Annotated in this window: 24 protein-coding genes; 15 read left to right on the forward strand and 9 right to left on the reverse strand. The window is 55.9% G+C overall.

What is annotated here, in order from left to right; all coding sequences use genetic code 11:
• Nucleotides 1-95: 95 nt before the first annotated feature.
• A complete protein-coding gene (locus KP708_RS03835) occupies nucleotides 96-1,919 on the forward strand; it encodes a sodium:proton antiporter (protein ID WP_215750461.1) in 1,824 nt (607 codons plus the stop codon).
• Here the strand turns inward: KP708_RS03835 and KP708_RS03840 are convergent.
• Complete coding sequence (locus KP708_RS03840; RefSeq protein ID WP_215750462.1) at nucleotides 1,916-2,425, reverse strand: L,D-transpeptidase; 510 nt, start codon at nucleotides 2,423-2,425, stop codon at nucleotides 1,916-1,918. The genes KP708_RS03835 and KP708_RS03840 overlap by 4 nt on opposite strands.
• A 157-nt stretch (nucleotides 2,426-2,582) precedes the next feature.
• Here KP708_RS03840 and KP708_RS03845 point away from each other — a divergent pair, with 157 nt between their 5' ends.
• Nucleotides 2,583-3,317 (forward strand): response regulator transcription factor, encoded by a 735-nt coding sequence (locus KP708_RS03845; protein ID WP_086633203.1) that lies wholly within the window; start codon nucleotides 2,583-2,585, stop codon nucleotides 3,315-3,317.
• A 17-nt stretch (nucleotides 3,318-3,334) separates the two neighbouring features.
• Here the strand turns inward: KP708_RS03845 and KP708_RS03850 are convergent, their stop codons facing one another.
• Complete coding sequence (locus KP708_RS03850) at nucleotides 3,335-4,132, reverse strand: exodeoxyribonuclease III (protein ID WP_215750550.1); 798 nt, start codon at nucleotides 4,130-4,132, stop codon at nucleotides 3,335-3,337.
• Nucleotides 4,133-4,212: 80 nt separating this feature from the next.
• On the opposite strand from KP708_RS03850, the gene KP708_RS03855 reads away from it, so the two are divergent.
• The 4 genes from KP708_RS03855 to KP708_RS03870 all read left to right on the forward strand — a co-directional run bounded on the left by KP708_RS03855 (nucleotide 4,213) and on the right by KP708_RS03870 (nucleotide 8,873).
• Nucleotides 4,213-5,220: a dipeptidase gene (locus KP708_RS03855; protein WP_215750463.1), complete on the forward strand. Its 1,008-nt coding sequence runs from the start codon at nucleotides 4,213-4,215 to the stop codon at nucleotides 5,218-5,220.
• 314 nt (nucleotides 5,221-5,534) lie between these two features.
• The gene (gene uvrC / locus KP708_RS03860) at nucleotides 5,535-7,454 is read left to right on the forward strand and encodes an excinuclease ABC subunit UvrC (protein ID WP_371822742.1); all 1,920 of its coding nucleotides are present in this window, start codon (nucleotides 5,535-5,537) and stop codon (nucleotides 7,452-7,454) included.
• A gap of 109 nt (nucleotides 7,455-7,563) precedes the next feature.
• Complete coding sequence (gene pgsA, locus KP708_RS03865) at nucleotides 7,564-8,166, forward strand: CDP-diacylglycerol--glycerol-3-phosphate 3-phosphatidyltransferase (protein WP_202207615.1); 603 nt, start codon at nucleotides 7,564-7,566, stop codon at nucleotides 8,164-8,166.
• Nucleotides 8,167-8,267: 101 nt separating this feature from the next.
• Nucleotides 8,268-8,873 (forward strand): hypothetical protein, encoded by a 606-nt coding sequence (locus tag KP708_RS03870; RefSeq protein ID WP_215750464.1) that lies wholly within the window; start codon nucleotides 8,268-8,270, stop codon nucleotides 8,871-8,873.
• 52 nt (nucleotides 8,874-8,925) lie between these two features.
• On the opposite strand, the gene lexA is transcribed toward KP708_RS03870, so the two are convergent.
• Nucleotides 8,926-9,651 carry a transcriptional repressor LexA gene (gene lexA, locus KP708_RS03875; protein WP_215750465.1) on the reverse strand — a complete coding sequence of 242 codons (726 nt, stop codon included), beginning with the start codon at nucleotides 9,649-9,651 and terminating at the stop codon, nucleotides 8,926-8,928.
• A gap of 307 nt (nucleotides 9,652-9,958) precedes the next feature.
• Here lexA and rpmG point away from each other — a divergent pair, with 307 nt between their 5' ends.
• Nucleotides 9,959-10,126: a 50S ribosomal protein L33 gene (gene rpmG, locus KP708_RS03880; RefSeq protein WP_046901668.1), complete on the forward strand. Its 168-nt coding sequence runs from the start codon at nucleotides 9,959-9,961 to the stop codon at nucleotides 10,124-10,126.
• A 115-nt stretch (nucleotides 10,127-10,241) separates the two neighbouring features.
• Here the strand turns inward: rpmG and KP708_RS03885 are convergent, their stop codons facing one another.
• Together KP708_RS03885 and eno are read right to left on the reverse strand one after the other, a co-directional pair.
• On the reverse strand, nucleotides 10,242-10,571 hold the full coding sequence (locus KP708_RS03885) for a septum formation initiator family protein (protein ID WP_046901667.1): 330 nt from the start codon (nucleotides 10,569-10,571) through the stop codon (nucleotides 10,242-10,244).
• 147 nt (nucleotides 10,572-10,718) lie between these two features.
• Complete coding sequence (eno, locus tag KP708_RS03890; protein WP_064272901.1) at nucleotides 10,719-11,999, reverse strand: phosphopyruvate hydratase; 1,281 nt, start codon at nucleotides 11,997-11,999, stop codon at nucleotides 10,719-10,721.
• Nucleotides 12,000-12,101: 102 nt separating this feature from the next.
• On the opposite strand from eno, the gene KP708_RS03895 reads away from it, so the two are divergent.
• Nucleotides 12,102-12,587, forward strand: coding sequence for a DUF3429 domain-containing protein (locus KP708_RS03895; RefSeq protein WP_252347418.1), 486 nt, complete (start codon nucleotides 12,102-12,104; stop codon nucleotides 12,585-12,587).
• Here KP708_RS03895 and kdsA read toward each other — a convergent pair.
• The 4 genes from kdsA to tpiA form a co-directional block, all read right to left on the reverse strand.
• Nucleotides 12,575-13,399: a 3-deoxy-8-phosphooctulonate synthase gene (kdsA, locus tag KP708_RS03900; protein ID WP_215750466.1), complete on the reverse strand. Its 825-nt coding sequence runs from the start codon at nucleotides 13,397-13,399 to the stop codon at nucleotides 12,575-12,577. The two genes, KP708_RS03895 and kdsA, sit on opposite strands and share 13 nt — an antisense overlap.
• Nucleotides 13,396-15,027: a CTP synthase gene (locus KP708_RS03905; RefSeq protein WP_046901663.1), complete on the reverse strand. Its 1,632-nt coding sequence runs from the start codon at nucleotides 15,025-15,027 to the stop codon at nucleotides 13,396-13,398. Before KP708_RS03905 ends, kdsA begins: the two co-directional genes overlap by 4 nt.
• A 62-nt stretch (nucleotides 15,028-15,089) precedes the next feature.
• Nucleotides 15,090-15,431 (reverse strand): preprotein translocase subunit SecG, encoded by a 342-nt coding sequence (gene secG / locus KP708_RS03910; RefSeq protein ID WP_215750467.1) that lies wholly within the window; start codon nucleotides 15,429-15,431, stop codon nucleotides 15,090-15,092.
• Complete coding sequence (tpiA, locus tag KP708_RS03915) at nucleotides 15,428-16,222, reverse strand: triose-phosphate isomerase (RefSeq protein ID WP_215757151.1); 795 nt, start codon at nucleotides 16,220-16,222, stop codon at nucleotides 15,428-15,430. The genes secG and tpiA overlap by 4 nt, the downstream gene beginning before the upstream one ends.
• A 123-nt stretch (nucleotides 16,223-16,345) precedes the next feature.
• Here tpiA and KP708_RS03920 point away from each other — a divergent pair, with 123 nt between their 5' ends.
• From KP708_RS03920 to KP708_RS03950, 7 genes are all read left to right on the forward strand, one after another.
• A complete protein-coding gene (locus KP708_RS03920) occupies nucleotides 16,346-18,283 on the forward strand; it encodes a peptidylprolyl isomerase (protein WP_215750469.1) in 1,938 nt (645 codons plus the stop codon).
• Nucleotides 18,283-19,695 (forward strand): anthranilate synthase component I, encoded by a 1,413-nt coding sequence (gene trpE / locus KP708_RS03925; RefSeq protein ID WP_202207545.1) that lies wholly within the window; start codon nucleotides 18,283-18,285, stop codon nucleotides 19,693-19,695. Before KP708_RS03920 ends, trpE begins: the two co-directional genes overlap by 1 nt.
• A 48-nt stretch (nucleotides 19,696-19,743) precedes the next feature.
• A complete protein-coding gene (locus tag KP708_RS03930; RefSeq protein WP_215750470.1) occupies nucleotides 19,744-20,340 on the forward strand; it encodes an aminodeoxychorismate/anthranilate synthase component II in 597 nt (198 codons plus the stop codon).
• Nucleotides 20,337-21,428 (forward strand): anthranilate phosphoribosyltransferase, encoded by a 1,092-nt coding sequence (gene trpD, locus KP708_RS03935; RefSeq protein WP_215750471.1) that lies wholly within the window; start codon nucleotides 20,337-20,339, stop codon nucleotides 21,426-21,428. The genes KP708_RS03930 and trpD overlap by 4 nt, the downstream gene beginning before the upstream one ends.
• Complete coding sequence (gene trpC / locus KP708_RS03940; protein WP_202207542.1) at nucleotides 21,425-22,348, forward strand: indole-3-glycerol phosphate synthase TrpC; 924 nt, start codon at nucleotides 21,425-21,427, stop codon at nucleotides 22,346-22,348. The genes trpD and trpC overlap by 4 nt, the downstream gene beginning before the upstream one ends.
• Nucleotides 22,349-22,517: 169 nt before the next feature.
• Nucleotides 22,518-23,522 carry a pyruvate dehydrogenase (acetyl-transferring) E1 component subunit alpha gene (gene pdhA / locus KP708_RS03945; protein WP_215750472.1) on the forward strand — a complete coding sequence of 335 codons (1,005 nt, stop codon included), beginning with the start codon at nucleotides 22,518-22,520 and terminating at the stop codon, nucleotides 23,520-23,522.
• A 5-nt stretch (nucleotides 23,523-23,527) separates the two neighbouring features.
• Nucleotides 23,528-24,895, forward strand: coding sequence for a pyruvate dehydrogenase complex E1 component subunit beta (locus KP708_RS03950; protein ID WP_215750473.1), 1,368 nt, complete (start codon nucleotides 23,528-23,530; stop codon nucleotides 24,893-24,895).
• Nucleotides 24,896-24,898 lie beyond the last annotated feature (3 nt).

The following is a 24,898-nucleotide window of genomic DNA, read 5'->3' on the forward strand; positions in this document are numbered from 1 at the left end:
GATAACACTCTCAAAATCACGCAGTTAGGCCCGACACATTATCCGGGTTATGATACGGTTTCCAAAATCAGCACGGGACCGACGCGCTCTTACACATGCAGTATGATATTTTCATCGGCATCGCCTCGACCTTCGGGGCCGGAATGCTGGCCCAGTGGGTTGCCTGGCGGTTTCGCCTTCCCGCAATCGTGCTCCTGTTCACCATTGGGCTTCTGTTCGGCCCTGGGCTGGGAATTGTGCACCCCTCAGAGACGATGGGCTGGGTCTTCAGGCCACTGGTCTCCCTCCTGGTTGCCATTGTCGTGTTTGAAGGCGGCATGGCTCTGGATATCCGGCAGCTCCGTGAGGCCGGGGAAGGTGTCGCACGCCTGACGATGCTGGCCTTACCCATCAACTGGGTTCTGGGATCACTTGCGGCCCATTACGTTGCCCACCTTGAATGGGGCACGTCGATGCTGTTTGGCGCCATCATTGTTGTGACAGGCCCAACCGTGGTGCTCCCGCTTTTGCGTAGTGCCAAGCTCCAGCCTCGTGTCGCGGCGTTCCTGCGATGGGAAGCCATCGTCAATGATCCACTGGGAGCGATTCTCGCAGCCGTTGTGCTGCAGCTCATGCTTCTGCACGTTGACCTGCATACCGGCGTCTTTTTTACCCACACACTTCCTGATCTGCTCGCTGCTGCAACTGAGTCGATTTCGGCGGGCATTCTTCCAGCCTATCTGATCCGTTATCTCTTCACTCGCGACATGATGCCGGAAATTCTCAAAACGCCGGTGCTCATCTCAATGGCACTGCTGATTTTCACGGCCTGCAATCTGGAAATGGAAGGCGCGGGCCTGGTCGCGGTCACTATCTTTGGCATGGCATTGACCAACCTTCACATTCCAGGGGTCGCAGAACTGAGGCGCATCAAAGAATCGATGGTGGTCCTCGTCGTGTCGGTACTGTTCATCCTGCTGACAGCAGATCTTCATCGAGACGTTCTCAAGCACCTTTCTATTCCCATTCTGATGCTGACGCTTGTCGTACTATTCGTCGTCCGTCCGGTTGGAATTTTCTTTTCCACCCTGGGCACCAGTATGCCCTGGAAGGAACGCCTCTTCGTCGGGTGGATTGCTCCCCGAGGCATCGTCGCGGCCGCTGTTGCGGGCGCTGCTGGTATTCGCCTGAAAGAAACGGGCTACCAGTCGGCTGACCTCATTATGCCAGCGGTCTTCGCCGTTATCGCCGTGACCATGATCCTTCATGGCTTTTCGCTTCGTCCAATCGCGCGTGCTCTCAAGCTTACGCTCTCGAACGATCCGGCCATTGCCATTCTGGGGGCGAGCAAATGGTCCATCGACCTTGCAGCCTGCCTTCGTCGGGAAAACATACCCGTTCTTCTGGTGGACAACCGATCCAGTGCGCTTATGGCAGCCGCACAACTCGACATTCCGGTTCTAAGAACTGAGCTACTGTCCCAGCACGGGCAGGAAGCACTGGAAGAACGACCGGCAGACTACCTGATCGCAACGACCGGAGACGGCATTTATAACGGAATGATCTGCGGACATCTCGCGCCAGCCATGGGGCGGGAGCGGGTGTTCCAGATCAGCCCGGGTGTGGCCCGACTGGATTTTTATCATGGGCTTTCCCGTGACTCCCGAGGAAAGGTTCTTGGAGAACCCGCTTGGAATTACACCCTGTTCGACACCCTGTTCGAGCAGGGCTGGCGCTTCGTATCGCGCGCCGCCAATGAGGCCAATGCGGCAGGCTTTGGAGCGGACGACAATCGCCTCGATATCCTTGTCAGCAGACGCTCTGCCATTCTCATTCGTTCGGCAGAAGATCCGACTGTCATCACTCCGATGCCTGGGGACCTGATGATCTCGATGGTACCGCCGACTGACACTCCGCACACAGAGGAAGAGGCAGCTTAAGGCGCTTCCACGACAATAGCTGTCAGACCCTGTTCCAGCACATAACGCAGGTCCTTTTCCTGCAATGCAATGCAGCCTTCCGTCACACCGCTGACGGGAGGCAGATGCAGGAAAATTGCAGACCCACGTCCCGACTCGATGGTGACGTCATTCCACCCCATCACAATGCAGAGATCATAGACATGGTCATCTCGGCACATTTTCTCACATGATGCAGGGTGAGGAAGTGTCACCGGACGGTTATAATCCGGGTGCGACCCGTCATCACACCAACCATCCGAAGCAGCAATCGGCTCGATAGGTAAACCCGCGCCGGAAACAGGCTTTTCCACGCGATCTGCGCGATACAGGGTACGGCGGAGGGGTAATTCACCTACAGGGGTCGCGTGATCGCCTTCACGCTTGTCAAGGCAAATACCACCAGCCCCGATCAAAGCCGGAATGATTACATTACGAAAGTGAAGAAAAGCGCGGCCCTCAGTGATTCTCAAAATAGCTTTAGTCATGTTGCTGTTCCCTTTCGGATAAGTATTTGTCATATCTCAGATGGCAAGTGTGCTGCTGGTCCTGCGGTGCAGGATAGGCAGAATTGGATGCGTGGCCTATTAACGCGAACACATGCGGATGTGACGTTTTCCGCCTAGATAAAACGAGACAGGTATTATGGCAGGTCCCCGGCCCATCCTCGTGGTAGATGATGACGATACGCTACGAAGCCTGCTGACAGAGCAACTCCAGCACGGTGGCGAACTTGAGGCTGTGGAAGCAGTCTCCGTGGCAACAGCAAGGGAGCTCCTCAAGAAGCCTGGTGCCCGTTACGACGCCATGCTGCTGGACATCACCCTTCCAGACGGAGACGGCCGCGACTTCTGTGCGGAGCTTCGTCGCGAAGGCGTTCGGATGCCGATCATTATTCTGACCGGTTCAGACGATGAAAGCGATGTTGTCCGCGGGCTTGATGCAGGCGCAAACGACTATGTCGCAAAGCCATTCCGTATCGGGGAACTACTGGCGCGGCTTCGGGCACAGCTCCGGATCTTTGAAAACAGCGAAGATGCCGTTTTTGAAATCGGCCCTTACGCGTTTCGTCCATCGGCCAAACTTCTGGTTGAGACGGCCCGCAATCGCCGCATTCGCCTGACAGAAAAAGAAGCCGCGATTCTCAAGTACCTTTACCGGGCCGGTCAGCGACCCGTCGCCCGTCAGGTGCTTCTGAACGAAGTCTGGGGTTATAACGCTGCAGTCACAACCCATACGCTTGAGACGCATATCTATCGTCTTCGCCAGAAAATCGAGCCAGACCCCACCAAGACGTCCCTGCTGATCACTGAGGGTGGTGGGTATCGTCTTGACCCGGAAGGCCGCACTGTTGCTACGGCCGAATCACTGACAGCCTGATTCTCAGGCTCTGCCGGTCAGGCTGGATCGAAATCCAGCACGACCGGCACGTGATCTGAAGGGCTGTCCCAATCGCGAACATCCCGCAGAACACGAATATTCCGAAGGCCTGGCATTAGATCTGGCGTAAGCCAGACATGATCTAGACGCCTTCCACGATCTGACTTCTTCCAGTCCTTGTTCCTGTAGGACCACCATGTGTACAATTTGGTGGGCTCAGGCGTGATACGTCTCATGGCGTCCTCAAACCCTGTCGCCATCCATGTATTAAGTCGCTCGGTCTCCGGCGGCGTATGGCTGACGATTTTCAGAAGCTGACGATGGCTCCAGACATCATGCTCCAACGGAGCAATGTTGAGATCTCCAACCACAATGCTGCGCACTGGTGGACTATCCGTGAACCATTTCGCGGCTTCTTCTACAAACGCAAGTTTGTGGGCAAATTTTTCGTTTTCTTCCGGATCCGGGATATCGCCACCCGCAGGGACATAGAAATCATGCAGCATTACTGGCCCGCCAGGTGTCTGGATTGATGCCGCGATGTGCCGACAATCGCTCCGGCTGCACCAGTCAGGCGTATTCGCAACTGAGTCGAGGGGCAGGCGGGACAGGATCGCAACCCCGTTATATCCCTTCATTCCTCGATAGAGCTGATGCGGAAAGCCAAGCTGCATAAGAGCTTCGGCCGGGAAGAGCGGATCGGGAACTTTCGTCTCCTGAAGGCAGACGATGTCCGGATTTTCCTCCTCAACGAGCTTCTTCAGCAGCGGCAGACGAAGCCGGAGGGAGTTGATGTTCCATGTAATCAGACGCATCACCATTGGATCGTCTGAATTGAGCGCTTTGACAAGCACCTCTTGCGTCAGACCCGCTCACACCCGATCTAGGACGGATCATGACTGAACTGCACGACACGCTTCTGACTTTCGATACCCATATCGACATTCCATGGCCCGATCAGGCAGATGCCTGGTCTCTGCACACGGACCGAAAAGTCGATGTAAAAAAATGTGATCAGGGCAAACTTCGCTCTGTCTGCCTTGCCGCCTATATTCCGCAGGGACCACGCGATGGAGCGGGCCACGAAGAGGCCTGGCACCGTGTTCAGGCGATGCTCAAGGTCATCAACGCCCTCGGCGGACATGAGGACGGACTGAGCGCAAATGTCTGTCGAACCGCGGAGGATGTCCGTTCAGCATTCCAGTCGGGAGTCCTCGCTATTGTTCCCGCCATTGAAAATGGCCATGCGCTTGGTGGTGTACCGTCCCGGATCGGCCAACTGGCCGCAGAGTATGGTGTCAGATACCTGACCCTGACCCACAACGGGCATAATGCTCTCGCAGATGCGGCCATTCCGAGAAGAGACCTGAATGATAGTCCTGAACTTCATGGGGGACTGTCTGAACTGGGCCGAGAGACCATTCGCGAGATGAATCGCCACGGTGTGCTGGTGGATGTGTCACACACGGCAAAATCCACCATGATGCAGGCGTCAGAACTTTCCACCACGCCGGTATTCGCCAGCCACTCCTGCGTCCGAAGTCTCTGCGATCACCCGCGCAATCTCGACGATGAGCAGCTTGATCGTTTGAAAGAAACCGACGGTCTGATCCAGATCACCGCCATGGGGTCTTTTCTGCGCAAAGGCGGCGGAGGAACCGTGGAGGATCTGGCGCGCCATGTTGCCTATGTCGCAGAGCGCATAGGTGTACGGCACGTCGGCGTGTCATCCGATTTCGACGGCGGCGGAGGCATACCGGGCTGGCAGGATGCCACACAAACTCCTGCCGTAACTGAGGCCTTGCGTAATGTGGGCTTCGGGGCGGATGAACTGGCTGCTATCTGGGGTGGTAATATGCTTCGCCTGATGGAAAAAGCCGAACAAGCATCAATTTCAGCCTGAAAAAGCACGTTCGTTCAGCAAAAAAGTTCTCTCTAATGGGAACAGAACGGGACCATTGAGACTTAATGCGGAGTGCACTCATCCACTATGCTTGGGAAAGTCGTCATGTCCCGTTCAACAGGAGCCTCAAACTGAAAATTTTTCTGCCCCATGACGGAACGGAAAATATTTTCCATTATTATCAATATCTTACGTTTACTGATTAAAATTTAGGCAATCTGATGGCAAGGCCGGGAAACCTTGGCCTTCATGATTCTGTCATGGAGCAACCCACAGACTTGTCCACAGGATCAGTGGATGACTGAAGAACTGGCATGACTGACCCTACGCCCACAGAGACAGAAACCTCAATGACGCCTGAAGAAGCTCCTGTTCCCGTTGTGAAAAAGCAGGGCGTCGAGGCTATTCGGGATGCTTTGAAAACCATTCCCTACAGCCCTGGCGTGTATCGCATGCTCAGCGAAAAAGGGGAGGTTCTGTATGTGGGCAAGGCGTTAAGCCTCAAGAAACGCGTTTCTTCCTATACGCGTATAGCCCAGTTGCCGGAACGTCTGCGCCGCATGGTGTCCATGACGGTCTCAATGGAGATTGTCATTACCCGGACAGAAGCTGACGCTCTTCTGCTGGAAGCGAATTACATCAAGCGCATGAAGCCGCGCTTCAATATCCTGCTGCGGGATGACAAGAGCTATCCGTGGCTAATGCTGACTGAAAACCATGAATTTCCTCAGCTCACCAAACAGCGCGGAAAGCCCGTCAAAGGCGCGACCTACTGGGGGCCATTTGCTTCAGCCTGGGCCGTGAACCAGACGCTAAACCTTGTACAGAAAACTTTCCTCCTCCGATCATGCTCCGATGCGGTTCTCAAGAGCCGAACACGACCCTGCCTGCTGTTTCAGATCAAACGCTGCTCTGCCCCCTGTGTGGATCGTATTTCCAAAGAAAATTACAGCGAGCTGGTCGTGCAGGCGCGGCAGTTTCTCTCGGGTAAGAATACTGAGTTGCAGCAGGAGCTTGCCGTTGAAATGGAACGGGCATCCGCAGCCATGGAATATGAGCGGGCTGCTGCCATTCGGGATCGTATCCGCGGATTTTCCAGCATCCAGAACTCAGGGACCATCAATCCGACGTCCATTCAGGATGCAGACATCGTAGCAATCTGGCAGGACGCGGGGCAGACCTGCATTCAGGTCTTTTTCATTCGCGGCAGCCGTAATAACGGAAACCGGGCCTTCTATCCTGTTCACGCAGAAGAAGAGACCCCGGCTGACGTGCTGTCTGCCTTCCTCCTTCAGTTTTACGACAACAAGCCTCCACCACCAGTAATTCTGGTGAATCAGGAAATTTCGGAACAGAAGCTCGTCGAGGAAGCTCTCAGCATCAAGAGAGAGCAGAAGGTGGAAATCGCCTGCCCTCAACGCGGTGAGAAGAAGAGCGTCGTTGACCATGCCGCCCTGAACGCACGGGAAGCTCTGGAGCGAAAACTTGCGGAGAATACGGGTCAGCGCAAACTTCTGGAAGGCGTGGCAAAGGTTTTCAATCTGCCTGAAACGCCTCAGCGGATCGAAACATACGATAACTCACACATCATGGGTCAGGCGCCTTATGGCGTCATGGTCGTGGGTGGCCCAGAAGGCTTCGAAAAACGCTCTTATCGGAAATACGCCATTAAAGGCCCAGTTACTCCAGGCGATGATTTCGGAATGATGCGGGAGGTCATGGAGCGCCGGTTTGGGAAAAACAGAGAGGAGGGGGACAGGCCTGAGGACTGGCCCGATCTGTTGCTGATCGATGGTGGACTGGGCCAGTTCAACGCTGTTCGCAATGTCTTGGCAGACCTTGGGGTTACGGGAATTCCCATTGTGGCGATTGCCAAAGGCCCGGATCGTGATGCTGGCCGCGAATGGTTTTTCACTGAAACACAGTCACCGTTCCAACTCCAACCGAGAGATCCGGTTCTCTACTATCTTCAACGCCTGAGAGATGAAGCCCATCGTTTTGCCATTACGACACACAGGGCAGGGCGCTCCAAAGGGCTTCGGAAATCCGAACTGGATGATGTTCCGGGAATCGGAGGGGCCCGAAAGAAGGCCCTTCTGAATCACTTCGGGTCAGCCAAGACCGTAAGACAGGCCAGTCTCGAAGAGCTTGAAACTGCACCCGGAATCAGTTCGGGAACGGCCAGAGCCATCTACGGGCACTTCCATCCCGAATGGCTACGGACACAGAGCTGACAATTCCGTGAGGTCTCCCTTTGAACACCGGCTTGGCATAAAAAATACACACATTCAGAGCGGATTGGCGCATACCGGAGACGGATAAACTGTTCTAGACTGCTTTGTGATGCTGACTGATCTGCCAAACGTCCTGACTCTGCTCCGTATTGCGGCCATTCCTGTTCTGGTTGCTTTGCTGGCGCTGCATTCCGCACTCGGTAACGTCGCAGCCTGCGTTGTATACACGGCTGCCTGCATTACGGATTATTTGGATGGTGCCCTGGCACGTCGGTGGCAGATGCTGTCCGAGTTGGGGCGGATGATGGACCCGATTGCTGACAAGCTCCTTGTTGGCGCACTTCTGCTCGCACTGGCAGGCCTGACAGTACTCCCAGTGTATTCCCTCTACGCGGCCATCATCATTATGCTGCGCGAAATTCTTGTTAGTGGCCTACGTGAATACATGGCCTCCCAGCGCGCAACACTTCCATCCACTCGGCTCGCGAAATGGAAGACCGGCATTCAGATGGTCGCAATCGGTTTTCTGATCGGGGGGGACAAAGCTGCAGTCACGCTGCATATCTCATTCCTGCCCGCCACACTGATCGGTGGTATTCTGCTCTGGATTTCAGTTATCCCAACAGTCCTGAGCGGGTGGGGTTACCTCACTGCCGGGCTCACCCGAATGATGGCTTCTCAGCCGCGCAAGTCTTCAAAGATCGTCTCCTGATCTGGACTAGCCGTGATTATTATTGCAGTTATCGGCTCGTCATCTGGCGCTTTTAATTTATGACAGCTAGAGTTCAGGGATCGACCTTATGGGAGTACACAATGCGTAAGGCCGCTCTACTGGCATTACCTCTGGCCCTGAGCGGCTGTGCGGGCATGGGTAAGTTTTTCAATGACACCGCGCTGTGGTCGGGAAGCAACCCCAATGCTCCCCATGGCGATAGTGAGAACCTTCGCAGAGCACGCGGTGAAGTCGTAGCGGCTGCACCAATCCTGCCAGAAGGCGGGAATATGTGGCCTGGCTCGCCTCAGCCTCTGCCAACCCTTAAAGACGTGGTAAACCCTGACAGCGTATTTAATAAGGCTCTCGGCGATCCAGCCACGTATTTTGGTGGCGCCACACTCGACAAAAATTTCATGGGCGGTATCGCCGGTGCCGGTGCTCTCGGCGTCTCTGGGCCGCAGATGAAGCCAGGCGATACCATGTCCGTCGGTGAGAAGATCGACGCAATGCGGGGCGTTTCGGAAGATCGCAGTCACTTTATTCCTACGCTTCCGACGAGCGTTCCGGATAATGCTGGTCGCTTCCTGAACAAAAACCCCGACAAAACAATCATCATCCCGAATGGGGACGGAACGAGCACTCTGATCGCTCCTGACGGTAAAGTCCGCGTCGTGCGCGGCGTACCGTCAGTTCCTAATAAATAATCATCAGAAATTATCTGCCTTGCCGGAGCATTAATCCGACAAGGCAGTTCTTTCAGTAATGCCTGAAAAGGGCGACCAGCCGCCCCTGTATGCGCACACGCGCAGCAGGTAGAATACGTGTCTCGTATTCCCGATTAGCGGCTTCCAAAGCAATCGTAGAACCACGACGGCGCAGCTTCTTGAGGGTCACTTCCTGATCATCAATCAGCGCGACAACGATCTGACCATTATCCGCCACTTCGCCGCGACGGATGATGGCAACATCACCGTCCAAAATGCCAGCTTCAATCATGGAATCACCCGCGACTGTGAGAGCATAATGCTCTCCAGTGCCGAGCAGGGACGATGGCACCTGAATCTGTGCGCTATCATCCTGCAAGGCCTCAATAGGGAGGCCGGCAGCAATGCGTCCATAAAGTGGAAGCTGAACGCTTGTGTTTTCAACGGGAGAGCGAGGCGCCTCGGAAAATGTCCCGGGAAGATCCTGACGACCACCCTCAACAACTGTTGGAACGAAAGGCGCCGGATTAGCCACGGCATCCACAGCAGGGGCCTCAAGCCCCATATGCGGCAGACGCAGAACTTCAAGCGCTCTTGCACGATGGTGATGCCGTCGTAGGAAGCCACGCTCTTCAAGTGCGGAGATCAGGCGATGAATCCCCGATTTGGAACGAAGCTCTAGGGCGTCCTTCATTTCATCGAAGGAAGGGGAATAACCCGTCCGCCGAAGATGTTCGTCAATGTATAGCAAAAGCTGGTGCTGCTTACGCGTCAGCATACAGGCGCTCCCATGCGCCTCGGTGGAGGCAAAATCTGAAGATTGAGACACTGCATAAACTTATGCGACGCTCTTTTGTTCCTTATAGGTTCCCGTTCGTCCACCTGCAAGAACATCTACCAGGCATCAACAAAGCTTTTATCTGGCTAAAAACCTTGGTTTTTGCGGAAAAATGCACCTTATCCTTGGATTTTCTTCAGAAAGCCTTGACCTAGGACATACAAATCAGCATGTTGCGCCGAACTAGATCAACCTGCTGCTTTGGCACTTGCGAGCGGCATCAGGACGGCGCAAGCCCGAGGGTATCATGGGAAAAAGCAACGTTATTCAGATCCGTCTCGTCTCGTCGGCTGACACCGGCTACTTCTACGTCACGAAGAAGAACGCACGTTCTGCTACGGGCAAGATGGAAGTCCGTAAGTATGACCCGGTTGCCCGCAAGCACGTGACCTTCCGCGAAGCCAAGATCAAGTAAGATCTCGCGGATCATACGACGTTAAAAAAGGCGGCCTTTGGGTCGCCTTTTTTATTGGCTCAATTTCTGACGAATAGACTTTTCCAAACATAAAAAAAAGAGCCGAGAACAGCTCTTAAAATAGTTTATCGTGCGGACCGTAGGGGATAACGATATCACCGTTACGCGTCAGATTGAGCATGGCACGGGAACGTTCATCAAGAATGTCAGCATCAAGAGCCTTCTCTTTCAGAGCTAGCACTCGACGGTGCCATACCGCCTGTTCATCCTTGGCATCCTGCTGCGCCTGGATAGCCTGCTGCTGAAGCACAAGCTGATCCTGATAGGCACGGATACCATGAGCGCCATGAAGGGCGTTCCACCCGAAATAAGCGGTCAGGGACAGAAAGAGCACAGGGGGGGCAACCGCGCGGATGGCACGTTTGATAAGTCTGACGGGTCTCACGCGGGGTAACAGGCTCCCTTGGCTTGAAAACTTCCCAACAATCTAGCTCAGAGAGAGGCTGCGAAACAATCACTGTTGTTCAAGACAGTAGATTATTTTAGCGCGCATATAAAACCGGCCTCCTGAATGGAGGCCGGCTTTTGTTGATCAGGCGGACTTGAGAATGCTGCGACCCGCATAACGGGCTGCGCTTCCAAGCTGCTGCTCAATACGGATCAGCTGGTTATACTTAGCCGTACGGTCAGAACGGGAGAGGGAACCCGTCTTGATCTGACCACAGTTCGTAGCAACAGCAAGATCTGCAATCACGGCGTCTTCAGTTTCACCGGAACGGTGGCTCATGACGCAGGTGTAGCCAGCCTTATGCGCTGTCTCGACTGCTTCCAGCGTCTCCGTCAGCGTGCCAATCTGATTAACCTTCACGAGCAGGGAGTTCGCTGTCTTGGCCTTGATGCCGCGACGAAGGCGCTCAGGATTGGTCACGAACAGATCATCACCAACGAGTTGGAGACGATCACCCAGACGGGACGTCAGCTCAGCCCAGCCTTCCCAGTCATCCTCAGCCAGACCATCTTCAATGGAGACAATCGGATACTTCTTGGCGAGATCTTCGAGGTAAGAGATCATGCCTGAAGAGTCGAACTCTTTGCCTTCACCCTTCAGGTTATAACGGCCGTTGCTGTAGAACTCGGTCGCTGCGCAATCGAGGGCAAACGTCACGTCATCGCCTGGACGATATCCGGCAGCCTCAACGGACTTCGTAATGAAGCTCAGAGCTTCATCAGCAGACTTCAGACCCGGAGCAAAACCGCCCTCATCACCAACATTGGTGTTGTGACCAGCAGCAGACAGACCCTTCTTGAGAGCAGCGAAGATTTCAGACCCCATGCGCACGGCATCAGCCAACGTCGGCGCACCAACTGGCTGGATCATGAACTCCTGAATGTCGATCGGGTTATCCGCGTGTTCGCCACCATTCACGATGTTCATCATGGGAACCGGAAGCGTGTGCGCGAAAACGCCACCGACATAGCGATAGAGCGGCAGTTCCAGCTCTTCTGCCGTCGCCTTGGCAACCGCGAGAGAAACGCCGAGAATTGCATTCGCACCAATGCGGGACTTGTTCGGCGTGCCATCCAGCTCGATCATCGCGTTGTCGATTGCGATCTGATCTTCGGATTCGGCACCCTGCAGCACTTCAAGGATTTCGTCTTCGACAAAACCACAGGCCTTCAGAACACCTTTGCCGTTGTAACGGGACTTGTCCCCGTCACGCAGCTCAACGGCTTCGTGGGCGCCAGTGGAAGCACCGGAAGGAACTGCGGCGCGACCGCGGGCACCAGACGACAGCTCAACCTCAACCTCAACGGTTGGGTTACCACGGCTGTCCAGGATCTCGCGGGCGGTGATATCAACAATGGCGCTCAATGGAAGCTCTCCTGGATATGCGTGAACCGGGGGTGGCTCATAACCGTTCGGGACGGACCACACGTCTCGTCTCAAAATCAGAACACAAGGTCAATCGACGACATGCGTCTTCCTTTCCTCGCCCTGATCCTCGGTTTGGCAGGACTTATACCTTTCCTGACCCTTGGAGGGTGGATTTTCCTCGCCGGACTTTTCTCCCCACTTCCACATCTAACCGTTATTCTTCTGGCCTATGGGGCATGCATCCTGTCTTTTCTCGGTGCAGTCCACTGGGGCCTCGCCATGGAACGGCCAGATATCATCACAGTTCAGGGAACAGCAGATCGCGACCGCCAGAGACTCCTTCTGGGAGTCTGCCCTGCACTCTGGGCATGGCTTTCACTGTGCGTCGGACTGCTTGGAGGGCTGCGCGCCGGATACCTGCTTGAGGTTATCGGTTTTCTGGCAACGTTTGCTGTAGAACGAATGGCCTGGAAGAATGGCGCACTGCCACCGGGGTACATGCCCCTAAGGGGCGTTCTGACGGTGGGGGCTGTCATGAGTCTCCTTATGGCAGCCCTGGCGCCGTTACAGAATTATACGTTGTAAGATTTGGCCAAAGCGTCAAACGCTTTAAGGCGGGTCAACAATGCCCGCATTTCTGAAAGCGGCACCATTGTTGGACCATCACTCGGAGCATGATCCGGGTCCTGGTGTGTCTCGATGAACACTGCCGCAACACCGATAGACAACGCGGCACGGGCGAGGGGTTCAACGAACTCCCTCTGGCCGCCTGTAGAGGCCCCTAGGCCACCCGGTTGCTGCACAGAGTGGGTGGCATCAAAAACAACCGGATAGCCCGTCTGAGCCATAATTGGCAGGCCACGCATATCACTGACGAGCGTGTTATAACCAAAGCTCGTGCCACGATCACAAAGCATGATTCGCTCGTTACCGGTTGAAGCCAGCTTGGCCGCGACATTTGCCATATCCCAAGGTGCCAGAAACTGACCCTTCTTGACATTGATGGCACGTCCAGTTTCACCGGCAGCAAGCAGCAGATCAGTTTGCCGACACAGGAAAGCAGGGATCTGGAGCACGTCCACCGCTTCCGCAGCGACAGCACATTGCTCGGCAGCATGAACATCCGTCAGAACAGGAACGTCAAAGCGTTCACGGATAGAAGCGAGAATATCCAGCCCCATCTCCATGCCTACACCGCGGGCCGCATTCACGGAACTACGGTTCGCTTTGTCATAACTGCTCTTGTAGATCAGCCCGATATCCAGCTCTCGACATACCGTGGAGAGAGCATCTGCCATCTCCACAGCATGATCTCGGGATTCAATCTGGCACGGCCCGGCAATCAGCGTGAAGGGCCGGTCCTGACCAATCTCGAGCTTTCCAATCTGGAAGCTCACTTGCTTTCAGCCCGCTTGCGAGCTGCCCCGATAAATCCGGCGAAAAGCGGATGCGGATCAAACGGCTTGGACAGCAGTTCCGGATGATATTGCACGCCGATGAACCAGGGATGATCCGGGTATTCCACGACTTCTGGCAGAACGCCGTCCGGAGACATTCCAGAGAAACGCAGACCCGTCTTTTCCAGGCGATCCTTGTAGTGAAGGTTCACTTCCCAGCGATGACGGTGACGCTCCCGAATATCGGTCGTGCCATAGATCTCCGCAGCACGTGATCCTGCAGCCAGCTTGGCCGGGAATGCACCGAGACGCATCGTGCCGCCAAGATCACCGCCTTCACGGCGGCGCATCAGCTCATTGCCGTTTGCCCATTCCGTCATGAGGCCAACCAGCGGTTCACTCGTGGGGCCGAACTCGGTGGAAGACGCTTTCGTGAGGCCTGCAAGCGAACGGGCACATTCAATCACGGCCATCTGCATACCGAAGCAAATGCCAAGGAACGGAATGCCGTTTTCACGCGCATAACGAACGGCCTGAATTTTGCCCTCTGCGCCACGCTCACCGAAGCCACCCGGAACCAGAATGGCATCCGCATCCTTCAGGCGCTCGGCAATATCACCTGACTTCTCGAATTCTTCCGATTCGATCCAGTCGAGTTTGACGCGTACATTGTTCGCGATACCGCCATGCAGCAGGGCTTCCGCCAACGACTTGTAGCTATCCAGAAGCGCCGTGTACTTGCCGACGACAGCAACCTTGACCTCGCCCTCAGGCTCACGAATCGCGTGGACGATCTTTTCCCAGCGCGTCAGGTCCGGCGAGCCTTCGAACGGCAGACCGAAATAACGCAGAACTTCGCGATCCATGCCTTCGTTATGGTACGAAATCGGGCACGCGTAGATCGTATCCACGTCCAGCGCCGCAATCACTGCTTCAGAACGGACGTTACAGAAGTTCGCAATCTTGCGGCGTTCGTTTTCCGGAATCGGACGATCCGAACGACACAGCAGAACCTGCGGCTGAATGCCGACATTCTGCAGTTCCTTGACGGAATGCTGCGTCGGCTTCGTCTTCAACTCACCGGCTGAGGGGATGTAGGGCAGGAGCGTCAGATGAACGCACATGGTCTGGTTATGGCCCAGATCATTGCGAAGCTGACGAATGGCCTCAAGGAAGGGAAGGCTTTCAATGTCGCCAACCGTTCCGCCAATTTCCACCAGAACGAAATCATACTCTTCCGTCCCAGCCACCACGACATCCTTGATGGCGTCCGTGATGTGCGGAATGACCTGAACGGTTCCGCCCAGATAGTCGCCGCGACGTTCGCGGGCGATGACATCGGAATAGATGCGACCTGTTGTGGTGTTGTCTGCACGGCGGGCATGGACGCCCGTAAAGCGCTCATAATGACCAAGGTCGAGGTCGGTTTCGGCCCCGTCGTCAGTAATGAACACCTCACCATGCTGATACGGGCTCATCGTGCCCGGATCCACGTTCAGGTAAGGGTCCAGCTTACGCATGCGGACCTTGTAACCGCGTGCCTGGAGGAGAGCAGCAAGAGCCGCAGAAGCGATACCCTTGCCGAGAGAAGATACCACACCGCCGGTGATGAATACGAAGCGCGTCATGGGCGCTCCTCATACACCGAAGGTGGGGGCGAGGGGAAGCGTCGAGATGCTTCCCGATTCAGTTAGTGAGCAGGCGTCTCGGCAGGAGCCGGAGCAGCAGGGGTTGCAGGCGCAACAGGAGCCGTCGTCGGGGCAGGCGGATCTGCAAGGATATCATGGCCGCCGACACCCGAGGAAGCACCGCGGTTCAGAAGGGCCAGAACGAGGCAGAGCAGCATGAAAACGCCAGCAAGCACAGATGTCGCACGCGTCAGCAGCGTTGCCGTGCCGCGGCCAGTCATGAAGGAGCCCATGCCCTGGCTGCTACCGATGCCGAGGCCGCCGCCTTCACTGCGCTGGATCAGGATCGTACCGATCAGGGCCAGTGTGACCAGCAGATTGATGACAAGCAGAAAAGTGGTCATGAACGATAGGGTCCGGACAATGGTTGGGAAGAGAGACGGAGCGATGCCGCTTCGGCAATGCGCAGGAAGCTTCTGGCTTCCMGGCTGGCACTACCAACCAGCACTCCGCCAAGCACCCCGATGGAAAGAATAGTCGGCGCCTGGGCCGGTGTTACGGAGCCGCCATACAGGATTGGCACGCGAATGTCATCCATCTTGAGACGGGACTGCAACAGACCACGCAACAACAGCAGCGTCCGTTCAAGCTCTTCCCGCGATGGAGTGACGCCACTCCCAATCGCCCAGACAGGCTCATAAGCCAGCACACCATTGAAATTATCGGTCAAGGAACCGTCAATCTGACTGGCCAGAACAGTTGCAGCACGACCATCCTGCCGCTCGGCCATTGTTTCCCCGATACAGACAACAGGAATCAGCCCGGCAGCTTCTGCCGCCTGCACCTTTTGCCTGATCAGGGCGTCGTTTTCACCATGGGCCTGCCGACGTTCCGAATGCCCCAGAAGAACATAACGCGCGCCTGTATCGGCGAGCATTTCAGCCGAAATATCACCTGTGTGAGCCCCGGAAACCGCAGTATGACAGTCCTGCGCTCCCAGCATTACGGATGCTCCTGCGCCCTCAAGTGCCTCAGCCACACGGTCCAGTTGCGTGAAGGGTGGGCAAATGACCATCCGTACATCGTCAGGCAGCGAACGCGCACCTTCGGCCACAGCTGTTGCAAGTTGCAGTGATGCCTCCCGCAAACCATTCATCTTCCAGTTCCCGATGACGAGTTTCGGCGTTACATTCATGCTTCCTCCTGGGGGTGGCCTGTCAGCTTCTGGTCAAGCGCGGCTCACGACATTATGGTGCGGCAAGTTCTAGCGGGCCTTCCCCGTCCGCACCATCCCGCCATCCGGATCCGTCCTGACCCTATGATTACCACCCTACGCCACCTCCTTGTTGACTCCTGGGCCGGCCGTGCCGCCGCAATCCTGATTTTCCTGGCCTTCATCGGGTGGGGTGTAGGAGACGTTTATTCCAATATGGGAACAAGCAGTTCCAATGCGATCGTCAAGATCGGGAACAGAACGATCACCCCGGATGATCTTGCACGGGCACTCTCCGCACAGCTACCAGCGGCAGCCCAGCAGATGGGACTGTCTGATCCTTCACATCTGCCAGACGGTACGAAGCAGCAGATTGCACGTCAGGTTCTTCACAATATCGTGATCCAAAATGAGGTACAGCTTGCAGGCGAGCGTGCCGGCATGGTTGTGCCAGATGAGTTGATCCGGAAAGAAATTTTCGCGATCCCGGCTTTTCACAATGCAGCAGGTCAGTTTGATCGCAGCATGCTGAATGACCGACTGGCCCGCATTGGCATTACCGAAAAACGCCTGATCCAGATGATTCGCGAGGATATCATTTCCCGTGCTCTGCTTCAGGGGATGGGCGCTTCCGTTCAGGCACCAGAATCCCTTCTGAACCGTCTGTTTGCCTTTGATGCAGATCAGCGCGTCATGGATGTCCTGCGCGTTCCGTTCACCTCAACAGCAGTGTCAGCGGCCCCAACCGACGAGCAGCTTCATCGCTACTACGACAATCATCCGCAGGATTTCCGCACCACGGAATATCGTCATGCCAAGATGGTCATAATGACGGCGGACAGCGTCGCCAAGACAATTGAAGTGCCGGATGACGTTCTACACAAGCTGTATGATTTTCAGTCCCGCACGTACAACATGCCGGAAACACGCACGCTTCAGGTTCTGACGTTCCAAGACGAAAGCAAAGCCAATGCTGCGGCTACGGCATGGCGCAACACCAATGCGTGGAACGCGATCCAGAAGGCCTATCCGGATGCAGCGGCTGTCGCTCTTCCGCACGTCCGCGAGAGCGACATTCCGAACCCCGAACTCGCCAAGGCAGCTTTTGGAGCGCCCGCTAATCAGATCAGCGGTCCGACGAAAACGGCAGCAGGCTGGGTCGTATTCAACATCACGGATGTCGTCGCCCCTCATCAGACCACTTTCGAGCAGGCTAAGCCTGAACTGCGCGATCAGGTCCAGAAGCAGGAAGCTCCCGAAGCACTTCAGGCGCGCCTGAAGCAGTTTCAGGACGCGATTGCAGGCTCCACAACGCTTGAGAAAATTCCATCCAACCTTGGTGCGGTGCCAGCAGCTGGCTCGCTTGATTCCCATGGCCTGATGCAGGACGGAACCCCGGCACCAATCCCGGGCGACGCAGGCCTGCGCCAGTCCATCGTTCAGCATATCTTCTCTCAGAAGAAAGATGCCCAGCCAGTTGTTGTAAACGGCCCGGATGGATCTGCCTTTGCCGTTGTGGTGGACGAAGTCCATCCTGGAACACGCCGTCCGTTCGCTGATGTGCGGGATCAGATCGTTCAGGCATGGACAGCAGAACAGCAGCGTCATGCCGCTGACACACGCACCACGGCCCTGTTCACGGAAGCCAAGAAAAGCACACTGGCAAAGGTACTCGAAGGTCAGGCTGAAGCGTCCAGCCTTCGCAAGGATGTGACAATTTCACGCATCCACCCGGACCAGTCTCTTCCTCAGAATGTTCTTCGTGCAGCATTCGGCCTAAAGGTCGGCACGACAGGCATGTATGAAGGGCCGGATGCTTTCTGGATCGTCAACGTGACAGGACAGAAGCCGGGGACAGAAGCAGACTCTGCATCTCTGCAAAAAGAGCTGTCGGCCCAGTATGTTCAGGCTCTTCAGGCTGATATCCCTGCTGCCCTGAATGCCAGCCTTGAAAAAACAGTGCCCGTGTCGCACCTGAACACCAACCTCTTCAATCAGGTCGTGGCGTCCACGTCACCGGGGACCGCAGGTGGAGCGCAGTGATGAGCATCGTTCACAGCATTGAAGCCGCGGACCTTTTAACACCAGTCTCAGCCTATCTCCGTCTGTCACGCCTCTCTGATGATCCGTACCGGATGCTTCTGGAGAGTGTGGAGGGGGGAGCCGCACGTGGTCGGTATTCCGTGATTGCACTTCTGCCTGATCTGGTCTGGAAGTGCCGTAACGGTGAAGCGGTTCTGGACGGGACGCCCTTGGAGGGGAACCCGCTGGAGACCCTGAAGGACATTATCGACCAGAGCCAGATGACGCTGCCGGTCGATATGCCTCCCATGATCGGCGGTGTCTTTGGCGTTCTGGGATACGACATGGTGCGGCAGATGGAATTTCTGCCAAATGCCCCCATCAACGATCTGGACCTGCCGGAAGGGATCATGATCCGTCCGCAGCTCTTCGCGGTCTTTGACTCCGTGCGTGATGAGCTGACCCTTGCAGTGCCGATCCGGGGCTCAATGACGGAAGCAGAAGGTCATGCGCTTCTGGATCGTGCGCGTGAAGCACTGGCTGCCCCGCTTGAAAATGCCAGCGAGACACTTCCAGCAGGAAGTGAGTTGGCACCGCCGTCATGCAATATGACGCAGGAGCAGTTTGAAGCGAACGTCCGCAAGGCACAGGATTACATCGCGGCTGGAGATGCCTTCCAGATTGTCCCGAGCCAGCGGTTTACGACACCGTTCCCACTTTCACCGCTTGCCCTCTATCGCAGCCTGCGCCGCGTCAATCCGGCACCGTTCCTGTTCCTGATGGAGCTGGAAGATTACGCGCTGGTCGGATCTTCCCCCGAAATTCTTGTTCGTTTGAGGGAAGGGGAAGTCACGGTTCGTCCGCTAGCCGGGACACGTCCTCGTGGAACGGATCGGGAGCATGATCTGGCACTCGAGAGAGAACTGCTCGCCGATAAAAAAGAGCTAGCTGAACATCTGATGCTCATTGATCTGGGCCGCAACGATGTCGGACGTGTTTCCGAACTTGGCACAGTAGAAGTGCCGGATCAGTTCGTAATCGAACGCTACAGCCATGTGATGCACATCTCTTCAACCGTCACAGGGCAGATCAAAGCAGGAAAAACGGCCATGGATGCCCTCGTCGCGGCATTCCCGGCAGGAACCCTGACCGGAGCACCAAAAATCCGCGCCATGCAGATCATTGATGAGCTGGAACCGACCCGTCGGGGGCCATACTCAGGATGCGTCGGATATTTCGGAGCAGACGGAGAAATGGATACCTGCATCGGGCTCCGTATGGCCGTTCTCAAAAACGGCCAGATGTATGTTCAGGCCGGCTGCGGTGTGGTCGCGGACAGCGATCCCAACTCCGAATTTCGTGAAACGCAGGTCAAGGCGAGGGCTCTTTTCAGGGCGGCCGAAGTTGCTGTCTCCAACGCAGCAAAATCCTGAAACAATGTTGCATTTGACGTAACGAAACGTGAAGGCCATCCTGTTGCCATGATCCTGCTCATCGACAACTACGACAGCTTCACATTCAACATCGTCCACCATCTGGGCGCACTGGGTGTTGAATGTGATGTGAGACGAAATGACGCACTGAGCGTGGACGAGGCGCTTGCGCTCAATCCGTCTGCCATTGTGATTTCGCCAGGTCCTTGTGCACCAGACGGTGCGGGGATCTGCTGTGAGCTGATCCGAGCCGCGGCCGGAAAGTTTCCCGTATTTGGCGTATGCCTTGGACATCAGGCCATCGGTCAGGTTTTTGGCGCTACTGTCGTTCGTGCGCCCTTACCGATGCACGGAAAGATCAGCCCCGTAAATCATGATGGAACCGGTGTTTTTGCAGGCTTGCCGCAGCCCGTTAACGTTGTGCGTTATCACAGCCTGACACTCGATCCTGCAACTATTCCCTCGGAACTGATCGTCAACGCCTCTACAGAAGATGGCGTGATTATGGGCATCCGCCACCGGGATTACGACATTCACGGTGTACAGTTTCACCCTGAAAGCATCGCATCCGTTGCGGGCCGTGAACTTCTTTCCAATTTTCTGACTATTGCCGGAATCCAGCACAAAGCTACTGAAGCGACATGACAGGAAAGACAGATTTTGCAGCCGTGCTTCGCAAGGTGGCTGATGGCAAATCTCTGGCATCGCAAGAAGCTGATGCCGCATTTTCTGCCATCATGGCCGGCTCCGTAGACGCTCCTTTACTCGCCGCATTTCTGACAGCTCTCAAAGTTCGCGGTGAAACAGAGGCGGAGCTGACAGGCGCAGTTCAAGCTGTCCGACGATATATGACGACCTTGCCTGACGTGCCTGATAACACCCTGGATGTCTGCGGAACGGGCGGAGATGGGCTAGGGACGCTCAATGTCTCCACTGCGGTTGCATTCGTCCTGGCAGGCCTCGGCGTTCCTGTGGCCAAACATGGCAACCGGGCACTTTCATCCCGCTCCGGCGCCACGGATGTACTGGAAGTTCTGGGAATTCCACCCACCGATGACCTGACACTTCAGTCCCGTCGGCTACATGAAAACAATCTGGCGTTTCTGGCGGCACCTTTTCATCACCCCGCGATGCGTCATGCGGCTCCCGTGCGAAAGGCTCTCGGCTTCAGAACTCTCTTCAATCTGCTTGGCCCCCTATGCAATCCTGCACAGGTTCATCGCCAGCTTATCGGTGTTTTTGATGCCCGGTGGTGCGAACCTGTCGTCCGGACTTTGGCCAATCTTGGCAGTACGCATGTCTGGGCTCTTCACGGAACCACAGATGAGGGCGGCAGCGATGAACTGACGCTGGCAGGCCCAGCTCAGATTGTCTGCCTTGAAGGTGCAAAAGTTCTCTCCCTTTCATTCGAGCCAGAGATGGCGGGAATGGTCAGAGCGCCAATCTCTGCCGTTCGAGGCGGAAACGCTCAAGAGAACGCCGTCGCACTGCGCGCACTCCTCAATGGCGCTCCAGGCCCATATCGTAATACTGTACTTCTGAATGCTGCAGCTGCCCTGCATGTGGCAGGCCGAGGCAACGTCGTGCAGAACGGCACAATTGACGCACAGGCTTTTCGTAACAATGTAGCTCTGGCAGCAAGTGCCATCGACGATGGCTCCGCGCGCGCAGCTCTGGACAGAGCGGCCATGACAAATTCCACCCTTATAAAAACAAACGCAGGACTATCATGACCTTCATGCATCAGCGACCCGCGATGACCTATGCACCTGAAGGGGTAGAGCAGTTTCCTGACCCGGAAGTTCCGGAGACGACCACGCCACCCATCAAGGATCCCGCCGTCGAGACAACCGATCGCAGCGACGTTCTTGCTCGCATCTGCGCCCGCACACGGGTGGACGTAGAACAGCGTTCACAGATCATGTCTCTCAAGGAGATCACGCTGCGCGCGCGTGAAGTCACGGCGCCAACACGCGGCTTCGGTCAGGCCCTTCAACACCTGACAGCAGACCGACAGGTTGGCCTGATTGCTGAAATCAAAAAGGCATCTCCCTCTGCTGGCGTGCTCCGTCCAAACTTCAATCCGGTCGAAATTGCTCTGTCGTATCAGGCTGCTGGTGCGACCTGCCTGTCTGTTCTGACGGAAGGATCATGCTTCCACGGCAGCACAGATGATATCCGTGCCGTTCGCGAGGCCTGCAGCCTTCCAATCCTGCGCAAGGACTTCATTCTTGATCCGTGGCAGGTTCATGAGAGCCGCCTGATTGGTGCGGATTGCATTCTGTTGATCATGGCGGCCCTGACGGAAACGCAGGCGTCTGAACTTATCGGTATTGCTCGCGGCCTGGACATGGACGTTCTGGTTGAAGTGCATGATGCTGACGAACTGAACAGGGCTCTGGCTCTCGACACATCCTTGATTGGTATCAACAATCGCAATCTTCGCACCTTGAAGACCGACATTCAGACCACTTTGGATCTGGCTCCCATGGTTCCACCTGATCGTCTTGTCGTGTCCGAAAGTGGTATCAAGACACAGGATGATCTGCTCAAGGTTGGGGAGGTCGGCGCAAGCGCCGTGCTCGTCGGGGAAAGTCTTCTCCGTGAAGAGGACCCAGGCAAGGCGGCACGTCGTCTTCTAGGCTTTGTCTGATACTTCCATGCTGAGGGCAAAATATTGCTTGCCCTCAGCACTCTAATTTTCATGCGAGCTCACGCCCTCCTGCTTTTCCTTTCGGAGATGTAACTGGGATCACTCTGGCCTTCCGGGTCGAGTGACGGTAAGAGCTTCCCCAGATTTGTGCATTTGCAGGAGACCTGCCATGGGCGAGACAACGTCCGCTTCCCACCGGAGCAATGGTCCGGCCCTTTCGCCGGAGACAATGAAGCAAGCCTACAAGGACATGCTTCTTGTCCGACGTTTTGAGGAAAAAGCCGGGCAGCTCTACGGAATGGGGCTCATCGGCGGTTTCTGCCATCTTTATATTGGCCAGGAAGCCGTTGTTGTCGGCATCGGCCTGAACATGAAGCAGGGCGACAAGTCCATCACATCATACCGTGATCATGGTCAGATGCTGGTGGCAGGGATGACGCCCCGCGGCGTAATGGCAGAGCTGACCGGACGTTCAGGCGGCTATTCACGCGGGAAGGGCGGCTCCATGCACATGTTCTCCCGCGAAAAAGAGTTCTATGGCGGTCACGGCATCGTCGGAGCACAGGTGGCTCTGGGGACCGGGCTGGCTTTCGCCAACATTTATCGTGGCACAGACGAGGTCTCCATCGTCTATTTCGGTGAAGGTGCATCGGCGCAGGGACAGGTTTACGAGAGCTTCAATCTCGCCGCCCTGCATAAGCTCCCCTGCATTTATGTAATCGAGAACAACCGGTACGGCATGGGCACATCCATCGAGCGCGCCTCTGCGTCCAAGGATCTGTCTCGCAATGCAGAGCCTTGGGGCATCCCGAGCCGCAAGGTTGACGGCATGGACGTATTCGCCGTGCATCAGGCTGCACAGGAAGCCATGGAGCATTGCCGCTCCGGAAAGGGACCTTTCCTGCTGGAAATGGAAACCTACCGTTACCGCGGGCACTCCATGTCCGATCCGGCAAAGTACCGCGACCGTGCCGAAGTTGAAGAAATGCGTCGGACGCGTGATCCGATTGAAACCCTGAAGGCCGAGATGCTCCGTAACGGCATTGAAGAAAGCACCTTCAAGGACATTGAAGTCGAAGTGAAAGCCGTCGTGGCGGACGCTGTTGAATTTGCACAGACCTGTCCGGAGCCGGACCCGTCCGAACTCTGGACTGATATTTTGGTGGAGGCCTGATTTCCATGGCATCTCTGATTCTGATGCCGGCCCTGTCGCCGACCATGACCGAAGGTACAATCGCACGCTGGCTTCGTCAGCCTGGCGATGCGGTAAAGTCTGGCGATGTGATTGCCGAAATTGAGACCGACAAGGCCACGATGGAAGTCGAAGCTGTTGAAGACGGTGTGTTTGGCAAGGTGCTGGTTCCTGAGGGCAGCGAAAGCGTTGCCGTCAACACACCTATCGCCGTCCTGCTTGAAGATGGTGAGGATGCTACGGCCGCAGAGAACGTAACACGTTCTGCTGATCCGGCTGCGGGTGCCCCAATCGCAATTGAGACTCCGTCTGCTGCCGCGATTATTGAGGCTCCGGCAATCAAGCAGGCAGATGCGGAAAAGGACTGGGGCGAGACGAAAAACATCACAGTCCGTGAAGCTCTTCGCGATGCAATGGCCGCAGAACTTCGGCGTGATGAAGACGTATTCCTGATGGGCGAGGAAGTTGCCCAGTATCAGGGCGCTTACAAGATCAGCCAAGGTCTGCTGGACGAGTTTGGTGAGAAGCGTGTGATCGACATGCCTATCACCGAACATGGTTTCACCGGCATGGCAGTTGGCGCGGCTCTGACGGGACTGAGGCCGATCGTTGAGTTCATGACCATGAACTTCTCGCTACAAGCTATTGATCATATTATTAATTCTGCTGCCAAGACACTATATATGTCTGGCGGTCAGATGGGTTGTCCAATCGTCTTCCGGGGGCCAAATGGAGCCGCTGCCCGTGTTGGCGCACAGCACTCCCAGTGCTTTGCAAGCTGGTATGCCCACATTCCGGGCCTGAAGGTTGTGGCTCCCTGGTCTGCGGCTGACGCGAAAGGTCTGCTACGCGCCGCTATCCGCGACCCGAACCCGGTTGTCGTGCTGGAAAACGAGATCCTGTACGGCCAGAAATTCCCATGCCCCACGGAGGACGACTTCATCCTGCCGATCGGGAAAGCCAAGATCGAGCGCGAAGGCAAGGATGTGACGCTAGTAGCGTTCTCCATCATGGTGGGTGTTGCGCTTGATGCTGCTGCCAAGCTCGCGGAAGAGGGCATTGAGGCGGAAGTCATTAACCTTCGTACGTTACGTCCGCTGGACACCGAGACCATCATCAAGAGCGTCAAAAAGACGAACCGGATTGTTTCCGTCGAAGAGGGCTGGCCGGTCGCGGGTATTGGCGCGGAAATCTGCACTGTCGCTGTTGAGCAGGCGTTCGACTGGTTAGATGCCCCGCCAGCCCGCGTCTGCGGACTTGACCTGCCGCTGCCTTACGCATCCAATCTTGAAAAACTGGCACTTCCGAAACCCGAATGGGTTGTGGAAGCAGTCCGCAAGCAGTTCGGGGACTGACCG

It is taken from the genome of Gluconobacter sp. P5H9_a, from assembly GCF_018812085.1.
Taxonomy (GTDB): Bacteria; Pseudomonadota; Alphaproteobacteria; order Acetobacterales; family Acetobacteraceae; genus Gluconobacter.

What these genes read in the sequence shown, in the direction of transcription:
- KP708_RS03835 (WP_215750461.1), top strand. Translation starts at nt 96, where the DNA reads ATGCAGTATGATATTTTCATCGGCATCGCCTCGACCTTCGGGGCCGGA.
- KP708_RS03840 (WP_215750462.1), bottom strand. Translation starts at nt 2,425, where the DNA reads ATGACTAAAGCTATTTTGAGAATCACTGAGGGCCGCGCTTTTCTTCAC.
- KP708_RS03845 (WP_086633203.1), top strand. Translation starts at nt 2,583, where the DNA reads ATGGCAGGTCCCCGGCCCATCCTCGTGGTAGATGATGACGATACGCTA.
- KP708_RS03850 (WP_215750550.1), bottom strand. Translation starts at nt 4,132, where the DNA reads ATGCGTCTGATTACATGGAACATCAACTCCCTCCGGCTTCGTCTGCCG.
- KP708_RS03855 (WP_215750463.1), top strand. Translation starts at nt 4,213, where the DNA reads ATGACTGAACTGCACGACACGCTTCTGACTTTCGATACCCATATCGAC.
- uvrC (WP_371822742.1), top strand. Translation starts at nt 5,535, where the DNA reads ATGACTGACCCTACGCCCACAGAGACAGAAACCTCAATGACGCCTGAA.
- pgsA (WP_202207615.1), top strand. Translation starts at nt 7,564, where the DNA reads ATGCTGACTGATCTGCCAAACGTCCTGACTCTGCTCCGTATTGCGGCC.
- KP708_RS03870 (WP_215750464.1), top strand. Translation starts at nt 8,268, where the DNA reads ATGCGTAAGGCCGCTCTACTGGCATTACCTCTGGCCCTGAGCGGCTGT.
- lexA (WP_215750465.1), bottom strand. Translation starts at nt 9,651, where the DNA reads ATGCTGACGCGTAAGCAGCACCAGCTTTTGCTATACATTGACGAACAT.
- rpmG (WP_046901668.1), top strand. Translation starts at nt 9,959, where the DNA reads ATGGGAAAAAGCAACGTTATTCAGATCCGTCTCGTCTCGTCGGCTGAC.
- KP708_RS03895 (WP_252347418.1), top strand. Translation starts at nt 12,102, where the DNA reads ATGCGTCTTCCTTTCCTCGCCCTGATCCTCGGTTTGGCAGGACTTATA.
- KP708_RS03905 (WP_046901663.1), bottom strand. Translation starts at nt 15,027, where the DNA reads ATGACGCGCTTCGTATTCATCACCGGCGGTGTGGTATCTTCTCTCGGC.
- secG (WP_215750467.1), bottom strand. Translation starts at nt 15,431, where the DNA reads ATGACCACTTTTCTGCTTGTCATCAATCTGCTGGTCACACTGGCCCTG.
- KP708_RS03920 (WP_215750469.1), top strand. Translation starts at nt 16,346, where the DNA reads ATGATTACCACCCTACGCCACCTCCTTGTTGACTCCTGGGCCGGCCGT.
- trpE (WP_202207545.1), top strand. Translation starts at nt 18,283, where the DNA reads ATGAGCATCGTTCACAGCATTGAAGCCGCGGACCTTTTAACACCAGTC.
- KP708_RS03930 (WP_215750470.1), top strand. Translation starts at nt 19,744, where the DNA reads ATGATCCTGCTCATCGACAACTACGACAGCTTCACATTCAACATCGTC.
- trpD (WP_215750471.1), top strand. Translation starts at nt 20,337, where the DNA reads ATGACAGGAAAGACAGATTTTGCAGCCGTGCTTCGCAAGGTGGCTGAT.
- trpC (WP_202207542.1), top strand. Translation starts at nt 21,425, where the DNA reads ATGACCTTCATGCATCAGCGACCCGCGATGACCTATGCACCTGAAGGG.
- pdhA (WP_215750472.1), top strand. Translation starts at nt 22,518, where the DNA reads ATGGGCGAGACAACGTCCGCTTCCCACCGGAGCAATGGTCCGGCCCTT.
- KP708_RS03950 (WP_215750473.1), top strand. Translation starts at nt 23,528, where the DNA reads ATGGCATCTCTGATTCTGATGCCGGCCCTGTCGCCGACCATGACCGAA.